14 protein-coding genes are annotated in these 17752 nt (G+C 60.0%); 4 read left to right on the forward strand and 10 right to left on the reverse strand.

Translation table 11 applies throughout. The features are described 5' to 3' along the window. Window positions 1-39: 39 nt before the first annotated feature. Window positions 40-1575, reverse strand: a complete 1536-nt coding sequence (locus KHU33_RS00430; RefSeq protein ID WP_211460551.1) for an ABC transporter substrate-binding protein — start codon at window positions 1573-1575, stop codon at window positions 40-42. A 140-nt stretch (window positions 1576-1715) separates the two neighbouring features. Here KHU33_RS00430 and KHU33_RS00435 point away from each other — a divergent pair, with 140 nt between their 5' ends. Then, window positions 1716-2624 carry a LysR family transcriptional regulator gene (locus KHU33_RS00435; protein ID WP_211460552.1) on the forward strand — a complete coding sequence of 303 codons (909 nt, stop codon included), beginning with the start codon at window positions 1716-1718 and terminating at the stop codon, window positions 2622-2624. Between the two features lie 8 nt (window positions 2625-2632). On the opposite strand, the gene KHU33_RS00440 is transcribed toward KHU33_RS00435, so the two are convergent. Further along, window positions 2633-3142 carry an Lrp/AsnC family transcriptional regulator gene (locus tag KHU33_RS00440; protein WP_211460553.1) on the reverse strand — a complete coding sequence of 170 codons (510 nt, stop codon included), beginning with the start codon at window positions 3140-3142 and terminating at the stop codon, window positions 2633-2635. A gap of 207 nt (window positions 3143-3349) precedes the next feature. Here KHU33_RS00440 and KHU33_RS00445 point away from each other — a divergent pair, with 207 nt between their 5' ends. After that, window positions 3350-4366, forward strand: a complete 1017-nt coding sequence (locus KHU33_RS00445) for a 1-aminocyclopropane-1-carboxylate deaminase (RefSeq protein ID WP_211460554.1) — start codon at window positions 3350-3352, stop codon at window positions 4364-4366. 18 nt (window positions 4367-4384) lie between these two features. On the opposite strand, the gene KHU33_RS00450 is transcribed toward KHU33_RS00445, so the two are convergent. The 4 genes from KHU33_RS00450 to KHU33_RS00465 all read right to left on the reverse strand — a co-directional run bounded on the left by KHU33_RS00450 (window position 4385) and on the right by KHU33_RS00465 (window position 9079). Then, complete coding sequence (locus KHU33_RS00450; protein ID WP_230413969.1) at window positions 4385-5533, reverse strand: NAD(P)/FAD-dependent oxidoreductase; 1149 nt, start codon at window positions 5531-5533, stop codon at window positions 4385-4387. A 35-nt stretch (window positions 5534-5568) separates the two neighbouring features. Next, a complete protein-coding gene (locus KHU33_RS00455) occupies window positions 5569-7104 on the reverse strand; it encodes an amidase (protein WP_211460555.1) in 1536 nt (511 codons plus the stop codon). Next, complete coding sequence (locus KHU33_RS00460) at window positions 7097-8392, reverse strand: MFS transporter (protein WP_211460556.1); 1296 nt, start codon at window positions 8390-8392, stop codon at window positions 7097-7099. The genes KHU33_RS00455 and KHU33_RS00460 overlap by 8 nt, the downstream gene beginning before the upstream one ends. Before the next feature lie 222 nt (window positions 8393-8614). Then, window positions 8615-9079 carry an Lrp/AsnC family transcriptional regulator gene (locus tag KHU33_RS00465; RefSeq protein WP_211460557.1) on the reverse strand — a complete coding sequence of 155 codons (465 nt, stop codon included), beginning with the start codon at window positions 9077-9079 and terminating at the stop codon, window positions 8615-8617. 151 nt (window positions 9080-9230) lie between these two features. Here KHU33_RS00465 and mdeB point away from each other — a divergent pair, with 151 nt between their 5' ends. Beyond that, on the forward strand, window positions 9231-11915 hold the full coding sequence (gene mdeB / locus KHU33_RS00470; protein ID WP_211460558.1) for an alpha-ketoglutarate dehydrogenase: 2685 nt from the start codon (window positions 9231-9233) through the stop codon (window positions 11913-11915). 2 nt (window positions 11916-11917) lie between these two features. Here the strand turns inward: mdeB and KHU33_RS00475 are convergent, their stop codons facing one another. Further along, a complete protein-coding gene (locus KHU33_RS00475) occupies window positions 11918-13192 on the reverse strand; it encodes an amidohydrolase family protein (protein WP_211460559.1) in 1275 nt (424 codons plus the stop codon). A 100-nt stretch (window positions 13193-13292) separates the two neighbouring features. Between KHU33_RS00475 and KHU33_RS00480 the strand changes: the two genes are divergently transcribed. Next, on the forward strand, window positions 13293-14357 hold the full coding sequence (locus KHU33_RS00480; protein ID WP_211460560.1) for an isopenicillin N synthase family dioxygenase: 1065 nt from the start codon (window positions 13293-13295) through the stop codon (window positions 14355-14357). On the opposite strand, the gene KHU33_RS00485 is transcribed toward KHU33_RS00480, so the two are convergent. The 3 genes from KHU33_RS00485 to KHU33_RS00495 all read right to left on the reverse strand — a co-directional run. Further along, window positions 14342-15271: an ABC transporter permease gene (locus KHU33_RS00485; protein ID WP_211460561.1), complete on the reverse strand. Its 930-nt coding sequence runs from the start codon at window positions 15269-15271 to the stop codon at window positions 14342-14344. The two genes, KHU33_RS00480 and KHU33_RS00485, sit on opposite strands and share 16 nt — an antisense overlap. Further along, the gene (locus KHU33_RS00490) at window positions 15268-16329 is read right to left on the reverse strand and encodes an ABC transporter permease (RefSeq protein ID WP_211460575.1); all 1062 of its coding nucleotides are present in this window, start codon (window positions 16327-16329) and stop codon (window positions 15268-15270) included. Before KHU33_RS00490 ends, KHU33_RS00485 begins: the two co-directional genes overlap by 4 nt. Before the next feature lie 25 nt (window positions 16330-16354). Further along, window positions 16355-17752, reverse strand: a 1398-nt coding sequence (locus KHU33_RS00495; protein WP_211460562.1) for an ABC transporter ATP-binding protein, incomplete at its 5' end; no start/stop codon positions are given.

Raw genomic sequence — 17752 nt, forward strand, 5'->3', positions numbered from 1 at the left:
TGGTTTGAAACGGCTTGAGTCGATCCCGGATAAATAGAATTATTTCCAGCTGGCCTCGTAAAAGCGCGGCAATTCATCCGGGTAGCCCTGGAATTTCAGGGCCGAGGTGTAGGCATAATTGGTGGAATAGGAAAACAGCGGAGCCGCCAGCGCCTGCTGCGAAATGCGCTGCAATGCCTTGCTATAGTTTTCCTTGCGCACCGCGGCATCGAGCGAGGAATCGGCCACGTCCAGCCAGCTTTTCACTTGCGCGTCCTTGCTCACATCGTCGGCGCCGCCCTTGAACCAGACACCGGTGAAGGCGGATGTATCGTTCACTGAAAACGAACCCCATGCCTGAAAGGTCATCGGCGTCTTGCCGGCGCGGTACTCGGTTTGCAAGGCGGCAAATTTCATGTAATGCAGGCGGGCGTTGATGCCGATCTTGTGCAAATCGCCGATCAGGGCTTCCGCATATTCCCGCTCGCGGTATGCATAGATTTCGGTATCGAAACCTTTCGGATAGCCGGCTTCGGCCAGCAGCGCTTTGGCCTTCGCCGGGTTGTATTCATATTTGACGACCGCCTTGGTTTCGCAGCCGAATTGGGCGCGGAAACAGGTCGCATACACCGGCTGGCTGCCGCCGCGCACCAGGCTGCCGGCCAGGCCGTTGCGGTTGACGGCGTAATTCACCGCCTGCCGCACGCGCACGTCCTTGAACGGCGAATTCGCTGCCGAACTGCCGGTGCTATCCATGGTCAGGAAGCCGATGCGCATGGTCTCCCCGCTCTGCACTGTGATATTGGGCATGCTGCGCATCGCATCGGCCTGGTCGGCGGCGACCCGCCAGATCCAGTCGATCGCGCCGGTCATCAGTTGCGCAACCCGGGTTTCGGGATCGGGTATCACGACGAATTTCAGGTTGCCGATCTTCGGCTGTCCTTGCGGGCTGTCCTTGAAATAGGCGCTGTTCTTCACCATGCTGACGCCCTGGCCCGGGGTGACGCTGGTGATGCGGTAAGGGCCGGTGCCTATCGGCGCCTTGCTGAATCCTTCCACGCCGACCTTCTTGAAATAGGTTGCCGGATAGATCGGCGTCGGGCCGGACAGGTATTCGAGCGCAGCCGGGAAAGGCTGCTTCAGGTTGATCCGTACCCGGTACTCGCCGAGCTTCTCGGCGTTTTTGATCCAATCGGTATTCTGGCGCGTCACCACCTTCGATTCCGGAGACGCCACGTAGTTGAAGGTAAACACCACATCGTCGGCGCTGAATTTGTCGCCGTTGTGGAATGTGACGCCCTGGCGCAGATCCAGCACCAGCGCCGTCGGCGATTCCCATTTCCAGGAAGTCGCCAGCTGCGGTTTGTACTCGTTGGTTTTAGGATCGCGGTATACCAGCGTATCCCACGCCAGATGCGCGATGATGACACCCTCGCGTAAATTGTTGTGATAAGGGCCGATATTCTCGACCTCGCTGTCTGACGCATAGACCAGCGTATCGTTGGCCTTGCCGGCCAGCGCTGGTGCAGTGCAGGCAGCGCCGGCGGCGAGCAGGATACAGCGCAGCCATGCAGAGGAAATTTTCATCGCAAACATCCTTTTCGAGATTTTTTCTGGAAAAACCGTGGCGTCGAATCGATACTAGGCCACAATACCGCTTGCAACAACTATCAAATTTCTAACTCTGCGTTGCTGAAAACAGAACGCAGTAAAAGATGAAAGATGAGGCCGTTTCCATGAAATCGCATCAATTGCAAGAAACTTCACTGCGCTATTTTCTCGAAGTCGTCCGTTGCGGCTCGATCAGCGAAGCGTCGCAGCGCCTGAACGTGGCGAGTTCGGCGATCAGCCGCCAGATCAGCGGCCTGGAACAGATTCTGGATACCGTGCTGTTCGAGCGCCGCCCGCGCGGCATGGTGCTCAGCGCCGGCGGCGAAGTGCTGGCCGCGCATGCGCTCAAGGCAGCGTTGGAAGCCGACCGCGTGGTGGCCGATCTGCTGTCGCTCAAAGGATTGAAAAGCGGCAGGATCAGGATCGCCAGCACGGAAGGTTTCGCCATCGATTTCCTGCCGCGCGTGATCGCGGATTTCCAGAAAAAATATCCGGCGATCATGTTCCAGCTGTATGTCGGGCCGCCGGCCAGCGTTTCGCGCCAGGTGCGCGAGGGCAATGCGGATATCGGCCTCACCTTCAGCCGCATCCCGGAGCCGAATATCAAGGTCGTGCACCAGCAGCCGGCGCCGGTCATGGCCGTCATGCGCAAAGACCATCCGCTAAGCCAGTTCAAGCAGGTGTCGTTATCGCAACTGGCCGCCTATCCGATCGCCCTGCCCGAACCCAACACTACCTTGCGGCAATTGTTCGACCTTGCCTGCAACCGCCAGCAGTTGCTGTTCGAGCCGGTGCTGACCAGCAATTATGTCGAGGCTTTATACAATTTTGTGATGTACAGCGGCGGCGTCTCCATTTCCGGCGAGGTATCGGTGCGCTACCGGATCGCGGAGGGGAAAATGATCATGCTGCCGATCCGCGATCGCGGGCTTGACGCACGCCAGGTCGAAGTGCAAACCTTGATCGGGCGTACCCTGCCGCGCGTGGTCGAGACATTCCTGGATTACCTGGTGAATCATCTGCGGTCTGAGTGAAGCGGGTTCTAGATAGGCAGCTGGGTAGTTGAGAGAACTTGCTTAAGCACCATGAATGTGCGGATTTGCCGCACCCCCGGCAAATACAGCAACTGCTCCGCGTGGAGACGGTTATAGCTATCGTTGTCCTTGGTCCGCAACAGCATGAAGTAGTCGAACTCGCCTGTGACTACATGACATTCCAGGCAACCTGAAACCTTCTGCGCCGCCCGCTCGAAATCGGCAAACGATTCCGGCGTCGACCGATCCAGCACCACGCCGATCATCACCAGGGTGCCGGCATCCAGGGCGCGTGGATCGAGCAGCGCCACTATCCCTTTGATCAACCCCAGTTCCTTGAGCCGCTCGACCCGCCGCAGACATGCGGGAGCGCTCAGGTTCACCTTGGCCGCCAGCGCGACATTGGAGACCGAGGCGTCGCGCTGCAACGCCCTCAGGATCGCGCGGTCGGTACGATCCATGGTTTCGCCGGCGCCAACAGCCGGCGACGTCTTTGCACGCAATTTTGTTGCTTTCATATGTTTTTAAGCAAAATAAAAGATGCCAATATTTTTCATGTTCAAATTTTAAAGCCGAATAATGGCAGAAACTTGCAACCATGTTTCTTACGATTGATTCTAATATGGATTCGATCTCAACATCAATGAAAGCTGGGTTCGAGCATGCCTGTTTTCTTTGCCAGCTTTGATGCATGGATACCCACCCCAACCCCAGGAGCCGCTCCCATGAACCTGAAAAAATTTCCCCGTCACTCCCTGACCTTTGGTCCCACCCCGATCCAGCCGCTCAAACGCCTCAGCGCGCACCTGGGCGGCAAAGTCGAGCTTTACGCCAAACGCGAGGACTGCAACAGCGGCCTGGCCTTCGGCGGCAACAAGACCCGCAAACTGGAATATCTGATTCCTGAAGCACTGGAAGGCGGCTACGACACGCTGGTATCCATCGGCGGCATCCAGTCGAAGCAAACGCGCCAGGTGGCGGCGGTAGCGGCGCACCTCGGCCTCAAATGCGTGCTGGTGCAAGAAAACTGGGTGAATTATTCGGACGCGGTGTATGACCGGGTCGGCAATATCGAAATGTCGCGCATCCTCGGCGCCGACGTGCGGCTGGACAGCGCCGGCTTCGATATCGGCATCCGCCAGAGCTGGGAACAGGCGATGGAAGATGTGCGTAAGGCCGGCGGCAAGCCATTCCCGATCCCCGCCGGCTGTTCGGAACACCCGCGCGGCGGCCTTGGCTTTGTCGGGTTTGCCGAAGAAGTCCGGCAGCAGGAAGCCGAGCTAGGCTTCAAGTTCGATTACATCGTCACCTGCTCGGTAACCGGCAGCACCCAAGCCGGCATGCTGGTCGGCTTCGCGGCGGACGGCCGCGCCGACCGCGTGATCGGCATCGACGCCTCGGCCAAGCCGCAGCAGACCTTCGACCAGATTCTGCGCATCGCGAAAAACACCGCTGAGCTGGTCGAACTGGGGCGTGACATCACCGCCAAGGATGTGGTGCTGGATACGCGTTTCGGCGGCCCCGAATACGGTTTGCCGAACGAGGGCACGCTGGAAGCCATCCGTCTCTGCGCCCGCATGGAAGGCATGCTGACCGACCCGGTCTACGAAGGTAAATCGATGCACGGCATGATCGAGAAAGTGCGGCTGGGTGAGTTTCCCGCAGGTTCCAAGGTGCTGTACGCCCACCTGGGCGGCGTGCCTGCGCTTAACGCCTACAGCTTCCTGTTCCGCAATGGTTGAGGACCCTGGTTCTCCGGGTTAAATGCTGCGTTCCCCGCTCAAACGTGCGGGGCTGAGCGCGGCAGCGTCGACGCCATGCGCCAGTATGTGATCCGGGATCGGCATGCCGCGCAGCATGGCGGCATACGCCTCTCCGGCTGCAGGCGCAGACTGGATGCCATAGCCGCCTTGCCCCGCAGCCCAGAAAAATCCCGCCAGCTTTTGATCGAAACCGGCAACCAGGCTGCCGTCCGCCACGAATGATCGCAGACCGGCCCAGACATGGCTGGGCCGGCGTACATTAAGTGTCGTCAAATTTTGTATGTGATCGATCGCAATCGCGATATCGAGCTCTTCGGCCTGGACGTCGTGCGGTGCCACCGGATCCGCATTGGCGGGAGAACCCAGCAGCATGCCGGCGTCCGGCTTGACATAGAAGGACTCGTCGATCCGCATGAACAGCGGCCAGGACGAGGCATCCATGCCGGCCGGCGGCTGGAAAGTGAATGCCGAGCGCCGCTTCGGCACCAGTCCGATCAGGCCGGCGCCGGCCATCTGGCCGATAACGTCAGCCCAGGCGCCGCCCGCATTGACCACTACCGGCGCGCTGAAAGTACCTTGCGTCGTGATGATTTCCCAAGCTTGCGTCCGATATGCCAAAGCCTGCACTTCCGCATCGCAGACCAGCTTCGCGCCGGCCGCTCGCGCGCCGCGCAGGAAACCTTGGTGCAAGGCATGCACTTCGATATCGGCGGCATCCGCCTCATACACTGCAGCGGCAACCTGTTCGCGGCGCAATACCGGTACGCGCCGGCAAGCTTGGTCCGCATTGAGACGTTCAACTTTATCCGACACGGAACGCACGATCGCTTCGTGCTTATCCAGTTCTGCCAGTTGATCCTGCGTTGCAAACATCAAGGCGCCGCGCGGTGCAAGCAAGGGATGATCGGCAAATCCTGGCGGCGGACGGTCGAAGAAAGCGCGGCTGGCGCAGGTCAGAGACCGCACCTGCGGCGGTCCGTAGCTCTCCATATACAACGCCGCCGAACGGCCGGTGCTGTGATAGCCGGGCTGCGACTCGCGTTCGAGGATGATCACGCGTGCGTGGGGAGCGAGCCAATAGGCGATTGATGCGCCGGCGATACCGGCGCCTATGATGATGTAATCCGCTTGCATCTCATGGTCCATGCAATATTCCTTTCGATTTCATGCGTAGCGCGGTCCTACACTGCAGGTCTGGCGCCGGCTGCGGATGAGCTTGCGCCTGCATGCGGCGCGCCTTGCGGCGGGTGGGTAACGATCGATGTCAATCCGGCGTCGGTCTTTGTCAGTGCTTCCAGGTCGGGCCGCGGCCGGCGCAATTCCGGGCGGCTGTCAAATAGCCGCTCGAACGCAGTGGCGCATGCCAGTAGGTGGCTATCCGCCCGGAAAGCACCGATCAGTTGCAGGCCGAACGGCATGTTCTTATGATCGCTGCCGCATGGCATCGACAGCGCCGGATTGGTTGCCAGCGTGACCACATAGGTCAGCGACAGCCAGCGATAGTAATTTTCGAGGGCGACGCCGTTGACCTGTTTCAAATACAGATCGGACCAGGGGAAAGGCGACACCGGCGTAGTTGGCGAGAGTATCAAATCATAGTCGGCAAACACCGCCTGGAAACGGCGGAACAAACGCGTCTGCTCGGCCTGCGCCCAGGCACAGTCGGCTAGCGTCATGGCGGCGCCGAGTTCGTAGTTGGCGCGGGTATTCGGCCCGAGCGAAGCGGGATCGCGCTTATAGGCAGCATCGAAGCCGGCGACAAAACTCTCGGCCCGGATCACGTCAAAGCAGCGATGCGCGTCGCCCAGATCGAACACTACCGGCGTGCATTCCTTGACGAAGGGGCGCAACGCGGCGATCTTGCTGCGAAACACCTGACGTATGCCGTCATCGACTTCGCACACGCCGAAGTCCTCGGTATAGCCGATGCGCAATTCGGACAAATCGATCTCCCGCAGCGCGCCGAACGCATCAGCGGCGATCGGATAACTGAGCGGATCCGCCGCATGCATGCCGGCGCTGGCTTGCAACTGGAGCAATACATCGGCCATGCTCCGGCCCATCGGCCCGACCACCGAGATCGGGGTCCAGCCCAGCAATTTCCGCTCGCTGGGAATCAAACCGGGAGAAGGCCGGAATCCCACCACGCCGCATTTGGCTGCCGGAATGCGCAGCGAACCGCCGGTGTCGGAACCGCTGCACAAAGGCAGCATGTCTACCGCCAGCGCTGCCGCCGAGCCGCCGGAAGAGCCGCCCGCATTCAGGGCCGGATTGAAAGGGTTGCCGGTGGCGCCCCATACCGTATTCCTGGTATTGGCTCCCGCCCCCATTTCGGGCACATTGGTTTTGCCAGTCACAATCGCGCCGGCGGCGCGCAAGCGCGCCACCAGTGCATTGTCTTTGGCTGGAATGTTATGACGATAGATCGGCGAGCCGTAAGTCGTCAGCAGACCTTCGGTTTCTTCGAGATCCTTGATGCCGATCGGCAAACCATGCAATAACCCCAGAGGCCGTCCTTGCAGCACCGCCGTCTCGGCGGCGGCAGCTTCGCTGCGGGCGCGCTCGAAACAGGTGGCGGTAACGGCGTTGATATACGGATTGATCGCCTCTATCCTGCCGATGCACGCCTCCAGCACTTCCACCGGCGAGATTTCCTTCGAGCCGATCAGGCGGCGCAGCTCGACCGCGCTTTTTTCAACGATGTTTTTTTCAAGCATGGAATTCCTCGGGATTGTTTGGGGCTTCAGGCTGCCGCCCGTTGTTTGCTGAATCTGTTGTTGCGTCTGTGGCGCTCTTGCCGGTGCGGATAAACAAGCTGACGACAACTGAAAAGCATGCGGCCGCAATCAAGAAGCCGAACGCATAGTTGTAATTGCTGAAAGCGCTGACCAGGAAACCTATCGCCAGCGGCGAAATGAAACCTGCCGATTGGCCGCCGAGATTGACCATGCCGATACTGCTTCCCACCAGGCGTTCCGGGAATATCTTGGTCGGCAAAGCGATGCAGGTCGCCAGTACGAAGGATTTGAAAAAATAGACGATGCATTGATAGGTAATGACGCCGGCGACGCTGTCGGCCGTGTACATGAAATACAGGAAAACCGCAGTCAATACCGAACTGGCGATCAGCAGGTAGCGCTCCCTGCCGTCGAAAAACCGCACCATCACCCAGCCGCCGATCGCCGTTGAGATGCCGGCAAGCACATAGGGCAAAGGCAGCAGCAGCCCTACCGATTTCAAATCCAGCCCGCGCTGCGTCATCAGATAGGCCGGCATCCAGGAATCCAGCCCCTTGTTGACGATGCTAAGCCCGAACCACACCGCGACGATTTTCCACATCAAGGGTGTCTTGAGCAGATTCCGGAAGGCTTGCTTGTCTATCCGCTTCTTCTCGGCGGCCGCCCCGCCATCGTTGCCCTGCTCCCGGCCCCTGGCCGGCCTGATGAAGAACCAGTACGCCGCGCTGAACAGCAATCCGGCAATGCCCATGTAATGAAACACATTGCGCCAGCCGAAATGAATGATCATCGGCGCAATGATCAGCGGCGCCAGCATGCTGCCGACGTAATTGGATGACATCAGCAGCGACGACATCTTCGGCCGTTCTTCCTTTGAAAAAACTTCGGCCACGCCTTTGACGCTGGCCGCTGGAAATGCGCCCTCGCCCAGGCCGAAAACGAAGCGGATCAGCACCATGCTGGTCAAGGACCAGGCGACGCCGGTAACGCCGGTGAATATCGACCATAACAATATCGAAACGACAATCACCGGCTTCGAACCGAAGCGATCCGCCAGCCAGCCTCCGGGCAGCTGCATCAGCGAATAGCCGAGAAAGAAACTGCTCGCCAGCATGCCCAGCTCCGCCGGCCGCAAGTGGAAATCGCTGGCGATATGGGTGACGGCGAAAGTAATTGCGGCCCGGTCGATATACGAAACGCACCATCCCAGATAGAGCAGCGCCAGAACCAGGTACTTGTGACCGTTTTTCGCCAATGCCGCATTCATGCTCGAATCCTCCGGATATCGATAGATACAAAGCCACATTACAGAAGGTTCATGCTAAGGCCAGCTGAGGTTTGCAACAAGTACAATGTTTCGAATAAGCGTTTGCCGAAACGGCAAACCATAATAGGGCTGACCTTTGCGCTCGCGCCGGAGCAAGACATCAAGGTTGAATACAGCCAGAGCGCGCCTATCCGATCGATGCCGCCGTCCTACGTCACGCTACTATGGATTGATCGGCAGCGCCGTCTTGTATTTCACCTGCTTCAATGCAAAGCTGGAACGGATATTCTTGATACCCGGAATCTTTGTCAGATGATCCAGGATAAAACGCTCCAGCGCCTGGATATCCGGCACCACGATGCGCAGCAGATAGTCTTCGTCGCCGGTCATCAGGTACACCTCCATCACCTGCTCGAAGTGGCTGACGGCTTTTTCGAAGCGCGCCAGCGCGGCGGATTCCTGCTTTTCCAGACTTACCTGGATGAAGACATTCATTTTCAAGCCCAGCGCCGGCGGATCGACCAGCGCCACGTAACGCGAAATCACCCGTTCGGCTTCCAGGTTCTTGACCCGCGCCAGCGTCGGCGAGGCAGACAGATTGATTTTCTTTGCCAGGTCGATATTGCTGATATTGGAGTTTTCCTGCAACTCCATCAAGATACGCAAATCCGTTGAATCAAGATCCATATTCAGTATAAAAATCCAATTGATTAGTAATTAAAGCATTTTATGCTTAATTAATGTAAATACGCAGCTGATTTGAGTTACCCATGCTGCTTGTTTGCCGTTATCTTATGCTGATACTTAAGCTGCCCCCCAACGGCAAGAAACAAGGAACATGGAAATGTCATCCGTCAACAACCTGAACAATCCATTCGACAGCGATGCGCAAGAAACCGAAGAATGGCTAGCCGCGCTGCAGGCAACCATGCAAGCCTCCGGCCCGGAACGCGCCCGTTACCTGTTGTCGCGCCTGAGTGCCGCGGCCCAGACGTGGGGCGTCAAATGGCGCGACGCGCGCAATACGCCGTATGCCAACACTATCCGCGCCGAAGACGAGCCGCCGTTTCCGGGCGGCGCCGACGCACTCGCGACTGAACAGCACCTGGCCAGCCTGATGCGCTGGAATGCAATGGCGATGGTGGTGCGCGCCAACCGTGCCTACGGCGAGCTGGGCGGCCATATCGCCAGCTACGCCTCGGCGGCCGATCTGTTCGAAGTCGGATTCAATCATTTCTTCCGCGCCCGCACCGACTCTTTTGGCGGCGACCTGGTCTATTTCCAGGCGCATTCTGCGCCCGGCATTTATGCCCGCGCCTTCCTGGAAGGCACGTTGACGGAACAAGAACTGTCGTTCTATCGGCAGGAAATCGAAGCGAAGAAACATGGCGTGCAGGGCCTGTCTTCGTACCCGCATCCGTGGCTGATGGAAAATTTCTGGCAGTTCCCCACCGGCTCGATGGGACTCGGGCCGATCAGCGCCATCTACCAGGCGCGCTTCATGCGCTACCTGGAACACCGCGGCTTGCTGGCGCCGCAGGAGCGCAAGGTATGGGGCGTATTCGGCGACGGCGAGATGGACGAGCCGGAATCGCTGGCGGCGCTCAGCCTGGCCTCGCGTGAAACGCTGGACAACCTGGTGTTCGTGGTCAACTGCAATCTGCAACGGCTCGACGGCCCGGTGCGCGGCAACGGCCATATTGTCGATGAGCTGGAAACGGTGTTTGCCGGCTGCGGCTGGAATGTCATCAAGCTGCTCTGGGGTTCGGACTGGGATCCGCTGTTCGCCCGCGACCAGGCCGGCGATCTGCTCAATGCGCTGAACCGGACGGTAGACGGCCAGTTGCAGACTTTCGCAGCCAACGACGGCGCCTTCAATCGCGCCCGTTTCTTTGGCCAGAATCCGGCCTTGCAGGCGATCGGCGCAACGCTGACGGATGACGAGATCGACCGTCTGCACCGCGGCGGCCACGATATGAAAAAAATCCATGCGGCTTACCTCGCCGCGGCAAATCATCGGGGCCAGCCGACGGTGATCCTGGCGCAAACCAAGAAAGGCTTTGGCATGGGCGCTGCCGGACAAGGCAAGATGACCACTCATCAACAGAAAAAACTGGACGCCGGCACCCTGCTCGAATTCCGCGACCGCTTCCGCCTGCCGATTTCCGATGCGGACTGCGAAGCGCTGGCGTTCTACAAGCCGGCCGACGGCAGCCCGGAAATGCGCCATCTGCTGCAACGGCGTGCGGCATTGGGTGGCTTCATGCCACGTCGCCGCACATCGCAGACCGGGATCGCTGTGCCCGAGATCACGTCTTACGCGAAATTCGCACTGGACGCCGATGGCAAGGAAATGTCGAGCACGATGGCGCTGGTGCGCATGCTGGGCACATTGTTGAAAGACGACGGCATCGGCAAGCGCATCGTGCCGATAGTGGCCGACGAAGCACGTACTTTCGGCATGGCGAATCTGTTCAAGCAGGTCGGCATCTATTCGTCGCAGGGCCAGTTGTATGAGCCTGAGGACATCGGTTCGATCCTGTCTTACCGTGAAGCCAGGGATGGCCAGATCCTGGAAGAAGGCATCTCGGAAGCCGGCGCGATTTCTTCCTGGACTGCCGCCGCCACTAGCTATTCGGTGCATGGCCTGCCGATGCTGCCGTTCTATATTTACTACTCGATGTTCGGCTTCCAGCGCATCGGCGATCTGATCTGGGCCGCCGCCGACCAGCGGGCAAGAGGCTTCCTGATCGGCGCCACCTCCGGCCGCACCACCCTGGCGGGCGAAGGCCTGCAGCACCAGGATGGTTCCAGCCATCTGATTGCAGCAACGGTGCCGAACTGCATTTCCTATGATCCTGCGTATGCCTATGAATTGGCAGTGATCGTGCAGGACGGCATGCGCCGCATGCTCCGCAACAACGAAGACGTTTTCTATTACATCACCGTCACCAATGAAAACCAGGCGCAGCCAAGCATGCCGCAAGGCGTCGAGGAAGGCATCAAGCGCGGCATGTATTGCCTGCAGCCGCAACAAAGCCCCGATGTGCGCCTGCTGGCAGCTGGCCCTATCCTGGAGGAAGCGATTGTCGCCGCCGCCCTGCTGAAAGAAAAATTCAGCATCGATGCCGAGGTCTGGAGCGTTACCAGTTATACGGAGCTGGCGCGTGAGGGCGTCGCGGCCGAACGGCTGCAGCGCCTGTCCAATTCTTCCGCGGACGCCTACGTCACGCAGCAACTCGGGCGCAGCAATGCACCGGTCATCGCCGCCAGCGACTATGTGCGCAGCATTGCCGAAAGCATCCGCGCCTATGTGCCCGCACGCTACGTCACGCTGGGCACGGACGGTTTTGGACGCAGCGATACGCGTGCCAACCTGCGCGATTTTTTCGAGGTCGATGCAAAATGGATCGCCTTCGCTGCATTGCGTGAACTGCCCGTTGGAAAAGATGCCGCGCAGTTGACGGAATTTGCAGAGTCGCTTGGTCTGGATTTGACCAAGCCGTGGTCGATAAGGGAGTAACGCTAACGATAGAGCCGAAAATCGACCTGCTCAGGCCGTCCCGGCAAACTGAGTTTCGCCTGCGCAGCCGGGGCCTGACTGACGATGTTGCCGCGGCGGATAACAAACCGCCGGGCGGCGCGCAGACGAATCGCCTCGATGGTGCTGCTTGCATCAAGTATCACCAGATCGGCATGGCAGCCCGGCGTCAGCCCATAACCTTGCAGGCCCAGAATCCGTGCCGGTGTTTCGGTGACCGCCAGGAAACAGGCATGCATCGCATCCTGCCCGGTCATCTGCGCGACATGCAACCCCATATGCGCCACTTCCAGCATGTCTCCCGAACCAAGGCTGTACCAGGGATCCATCACGCAATCGTGGCCGAAGGCGACGTCGATTCCGGCCGCCAGCAATTCCGGCACACGTGTCATGCCGCGCCGCTTTGGATAGGCATCATGCCGGCCTTGCAGCGTGATGTTGATCAGCGGATTGGCAATCGCGGCGACGCCTGCCTCGCGGATCAGCGGCAGCAGTTTGCTGACATAGTAGTTATCCATCGAATGCATGGACGTCAGGTGCGAGCCCGTCACCCTGCCCTGCATCCCCAGCCGTTGCGCGTGATAGGCCAGGATTTCAATATGCCGCGACAGCGGATCATCCGATTCGTCGCAGTGCATGTCTACGCGCAGACCTTTCTCTGCTGCGAATTCGCACAGCAGGCGGATTGATTCAGCGCCGTCGGCCATGGTGCGCTCGAAATGCGGTATGCCGCCCACCACATCAACACCAAGTGCGATCGCACGCTTCAGATTGGAAAGTGCGCTCCGGCTGCGCAGCAGGCCATCTTGCGGAAATGCCACCAATTGCAAATCCAGGTAGGGCGCCACCCTTGCCTTAACGTGCAACAGCGCCTCCACCGCGAGCAAGCGATCGTCGCACACATCGACATGCGAGCGGATCGCCAGCAGCCCGCGCGCAACCGCCCAGTCGCAATACTGCATTGCGCGCTCAACCAGCGCCTCCTGCGTCAACGATGGCTTCAACTCCCCCCACAACGCGATGCCTTCCAGCAGCGTGCCCGAACTGTTTACCCGCGGCAGCCCGTAGCTTAAGGCGGCGTCCATATGGAAGTGGGCGTCTACAAACGGTGGCGTGACCAGGTCTCCGGCCGCATCGATTTCCTGCCTGCCATGTATCGGCAGTGCACGGCCGACCGCGGCGATGCGCTCCGATTCGATAGCGATGTCCATTCCTTGGCTGCCATCGGGCAGCGTAGCGTTGCGTATGACTAGATCCATCAGCGTTCTCCTTTACGAACTGTTTTATAAGCGGGTTTCATCAGCATGGCATATTATTTGCCACTGCTCACAAACGCATATCTTCTGGAGCTATCACGTCATGCATCATGCCAAGGAAACAGACGCTGCATTCAACGTTCCAATTATCGATATCGCTGATTTTTCCACCGGCAACAAGCAACAGCGGCTGGCGATCGCGGCACAGATTGATCGTGCTGCGCGCGAAGTCGGCTTCATGCAGATTAGCGGGCATGGCATTCCCGACAGCGCCGTCGCCGCACTGGTCCAAGCCATGGACGGTTTCTTCGACATGCCGCTGGCAGACAAGCTGAAATGGCGGCCTTCATCGACAGAGATTAATCGCGGCTATAACGCTCCCCTGACTGAAAGGCTCAGCTACAGCCTGGGCGTGAGCTCGGCAGCGGATTTGTTCGAAGCCTTCAACGTCGGCACGCAGGCATCCGATTTCCCACATCTGGATCTGTCGCCGCTGACCTATACGGCCAATCTGTGGCCGCAACAGCCGGCCGGATTCCAAGACAAAGTGCAGGCTTGGTACCGCCACGCCGGTGGACTGGCGCGCACGCTGACGCGCATTTTTGCCATGGCGCTGGACTTGCCAGAGGATTACTTCGCCGGTTTTACGGATCACTCGGTCGATATGCTGCGTCTGAATAATTATCAATTGCTGGCCACGGACCTGCGTTTGGAGCCAGGTCAAATGGGCATGGGTGCGCATACAGACTACGGCATCGTCACGATCCTGTGGGCCGACAACGTGCAGCCTGGCTTGCAGATTCTCGACAGCAAGGGCTGCTGGCACGACGTCGCGCCCGCACCTGGCTCTTTACTGGTCAACCTTGGCGATATGCTGGCGCGCTGGACCAACGACCGCTGGATTTCAACCATGCATCGGGTGCTGGCGCCGGTCGATGCCGACGGGCGAATAGTCCGGCGGCGCTCGGCAGCTTACTTCCATGACGGTAATGCAGACGCCGTGGTTTCCTGCCTGCCCGGTTGCGCCGACGAACAGCATCCGGCGCTCTACCCTGCAGTTACCGTGGCCGAACATCTGGCGGCCCAACTGGCCGGCTCGCGCGGACTGATACTGAATGCCGACGCCGTGCGCGAAGCGGCGCGCCGCGGCCGTCAGGCGTCCGGATGAAAACTGCGCCCGAGCGACACCGGCTGATTCAGCAAGATGGTTTTAGGATCGCGGCAGATAATCACCAGCACCACCACAGTCGCGGCGTAAGGCAGCATCGACAACAACTCCGACGGCACGCCAAGTCCGAAACCCTGGGCGTACAACTGCAACACCGTTACGCCGCCGAACAGGTAAGCGCCGCACACTACGCGCAGCGGCTTCCAGGTGCCGAACACCACCAGCGCCAATGCGATCCAGCCCTTGCCTGCCGTCATGCCTTCCACCCACATGGGGGTCTGCACGATAGACAGGTAAGCGCCCGCGACGCCAGCCGTGGCGCCGCCGAACATGACCGCCAGATAACGGATCAGAATCACCGGATGGCCGATGGCGTGCGCCACCGTCGGCGATTCGCCTACCGCGCGCATTTTCAGGCCGGTATGGCTTTTGCTCAGAAACCAGTACACCGCCAGCAACAGCACCAGCGACAGATAGACCATGACGTCATAGTGAAACAGCAGCTTGCCAAGCACAGGCAACTGCGACAGCACCGGAATCTCCACGCCTTGCAAGCCCTGGATCGGGGTGCCGGCCAGGCTGTGGCCGACGAAAGCCGACAGGCCGATCCCGAACAGTGTCAGGGCTAGCCCGGTCGCCACCTGGTTGGCCTGCATGCTGAGCGTCAGAAAGGCAAATATCAGCGACATGGCAACCCCGGCTGCCGCTGCGGCGGCGAAGCCAAGCGTCGCACTGCCGGTGGCCAGAGCGGCGGCAAAGCCGGCCACGGCGCCGACCAGCATCATGCCCTCGATGCCCAGGTTGAGCACGCCGGCTTTTTCGACCACGGTTTCGCCTAGTGCGGCGTAAATCAGCGGCGTGGCCGCGACTACGGTGCTGGTAATGATAGGAAGGATGGGGCTAGCGGGATTCATGCGGCTTCCTTGATGATGGCGACGGGAGCGGACTGGCGGGCGACGCTGACATTTTTCAGCCTGAAGGTGATAAACAGATCTGCCGCCAGCAGGTAAAACAGCAGCAGGCCTTGAAACAGGCCGGTAATGGCCGATGGCAGCGCCATCTGCATCTGGGCCGATTCGCCGCCGAGGTACAGCAGCGACATCAGCAGCGAGCCGAGCACGATGCCAACCGGATGCAGACGCCCGATCCAGGCCACGATGATGGCGGCAAAGCCGTAACCGGGCGATATCTGCGCCTGCAACTGGCCGATCGGGCCGGCCACTTCGCATAGCCCCGCGACGCCGGCGCTGGCGCCGCTGATCAGCAGTGCGATCCAGACATTGCGCTTGTTGGAGAAACCGGCATAGGCGGCCGCGGCAGGCGCCAGGCCCGCCACCTGCATGCGATAACCGGCGTAGGTCCTGGAAGAAAACAGCCAGGAAGCCAGCGCCAGCAGCAAGCCTAGAATGAAGCCCCAGTTGGTGCGCGTGCCTTCGATCAGAATCGGTATCAGGTGGGCGTCGCTGAAGGTCTTCGATTGCGGAAAATTGAAGCCTTGCGGATCGCGCCATGGTCCATGCACCAGATACGACAGCAGCAATTGCGCGATGTACACCAGCATCAGCGTCACCAGAATCTCACTGGTATTGAAACGATTGCGCAGATAGGCCGGGACCGCCGCCCAGGCCATGCCGCCCAGCGCACCGGCCACCAGCATCAGCGGCAACCCCCAGAGCGCGCTGCTGTCGCCCAGCCACAGCGCGACGCCGCCGCCGGCAATCGCGCCCATGGTCAGCTGGCCTTCGGCGCCGATGTTCCAGACATTGGAACGGAAGCCCAAGGCCAGCCCAAGTGCGCACAGCAACAGCGGCGTGGCTTTCAGCAATAGCTCGCCGACGCCGTACATGGTTTGCAGCGGCTTGATGAAAAACACGTAAAACGCCTGCTCCGGATTCTTGCCGAGCACAGTGAAAATGACGATACCCGTCAGCAGCATCGCCACCGCCGCAAACAGCGGCGAGGCAATCCGCATGACGGGCGACGGGGCCGGACGGCGTTCAAGCTTGAGCAAGATGAGTCTCCTGTTTGATAGATGGCGTGTGCTGGCCGGGATCGCTGCCGGCAGGATCTGCAACTGTGTCTGCAAGCGCGGTCGGCAGTTCATCGAAATTGCCGCTCATCCAGTTGCCGATCTGCTCGATGCTGGTGTCGGCCAGTCGCACCGCCGGCGACAAGCGGCCGTCGGCCAGCACGCAGATGCGATCGCTGATGGTGAATAACTCATCGAGTTCTTCCGAGATCACCAGCAAAGCCACGCCCTGCTTGCGTAAATCGATCAGCGCCTGCCGGATCAACTGCGCCGCGCCGACGTCGACACCCCAGGTCGGCTGCGCCACGATCATCATTTTTGGATTGAGCATGGTTTCACGGCCGACGATGAATTTCTGCAGATTACCGCCCGACAGGCTGGATGCCGCGGACTGCTCGCCACCGCATTTGACGCCGAAACGGTTGATCACGTCCTTGGCAAACTGCCGTATCGCGGCCTGCCGCATTACCCCTTTGCGGACCATGCCGTGGCGGGCGCCGGTCAGCAACGCATTCTGGGCCAGGCTCATGGCCGGCACCGCCCCGCGCCCGAGCCGCTCTTCCGGCACGAAAGTCAGGCCGAGCTGCCGTCGCTGGGCCGGATTCAATTGACCGACCGCCTGCCCCATGAGCTCGATCATCGGGCCGTGCGAGCTCAAGCTTTCTCCCGACAGGGCCGCCAGCAATTCTTTCTGGCCGTTGCCGGAGACGCCGGCGACGCCAAGGATCTCGCCGCTTCTCACAGCCAGGCTGATGGCCTTCAGCGCGGTTCCGAACGGGTCGATAGTGGCCAGCGATAATTTATCCAGCGACAGTCTCACTTCACCGGTTGCCTGCGGCTCCAGGCGGCACTCGGTCAGTTCGCCGCCTATCATCATGCGCGCCAGACTGTCGTTGGTCTCGTTCCTGGGGATGGCCGAACCGCTCACCCGGCCGCCGCGCAACACGGTAGCGCTGTCGCACAAAGCCCGGATCTCGTCGAGCTTGTGGCTGATGTAGAGAATGCTGCAACCCTCCTCCGCCAATTGACGCAAGGTTGCGAACAAGGTTTGCACCGCCTGCGGCGTCAGCACCGAAGTCGGCTCGTCCATGATCAGCAGCTTCGGCTGTTGCAATAGACAGCGCACGATCTCCACGCGTTGACGCTCCCCTACCGACATGCTGTGGATCAGCCGGTGCGGATCGATCGGCAGACCGTACTTTTCCGACACTTCGGTAATGCGCGCTGCCAGCAGGGCCGGCGCCATTTGCACATCGAGCGCCAGCGCAATATTTTCGGCGACGGTCAATGTTTCGAACAAGGAAAAATGCTGGAACACCATGCCGATTCCCATGCGCCGTGCCTGGGCCGGACTGGCGATGGTTTG

This window comes from Collimonas silvisoli (assembly GCF_018305005.1).
GTDB lineage: Bacteria > Pseudomonadota > Gammaproteobacteria > Burkholderiales > Burkholderiaceae_D > Collimonas > Collimonas silvisoli.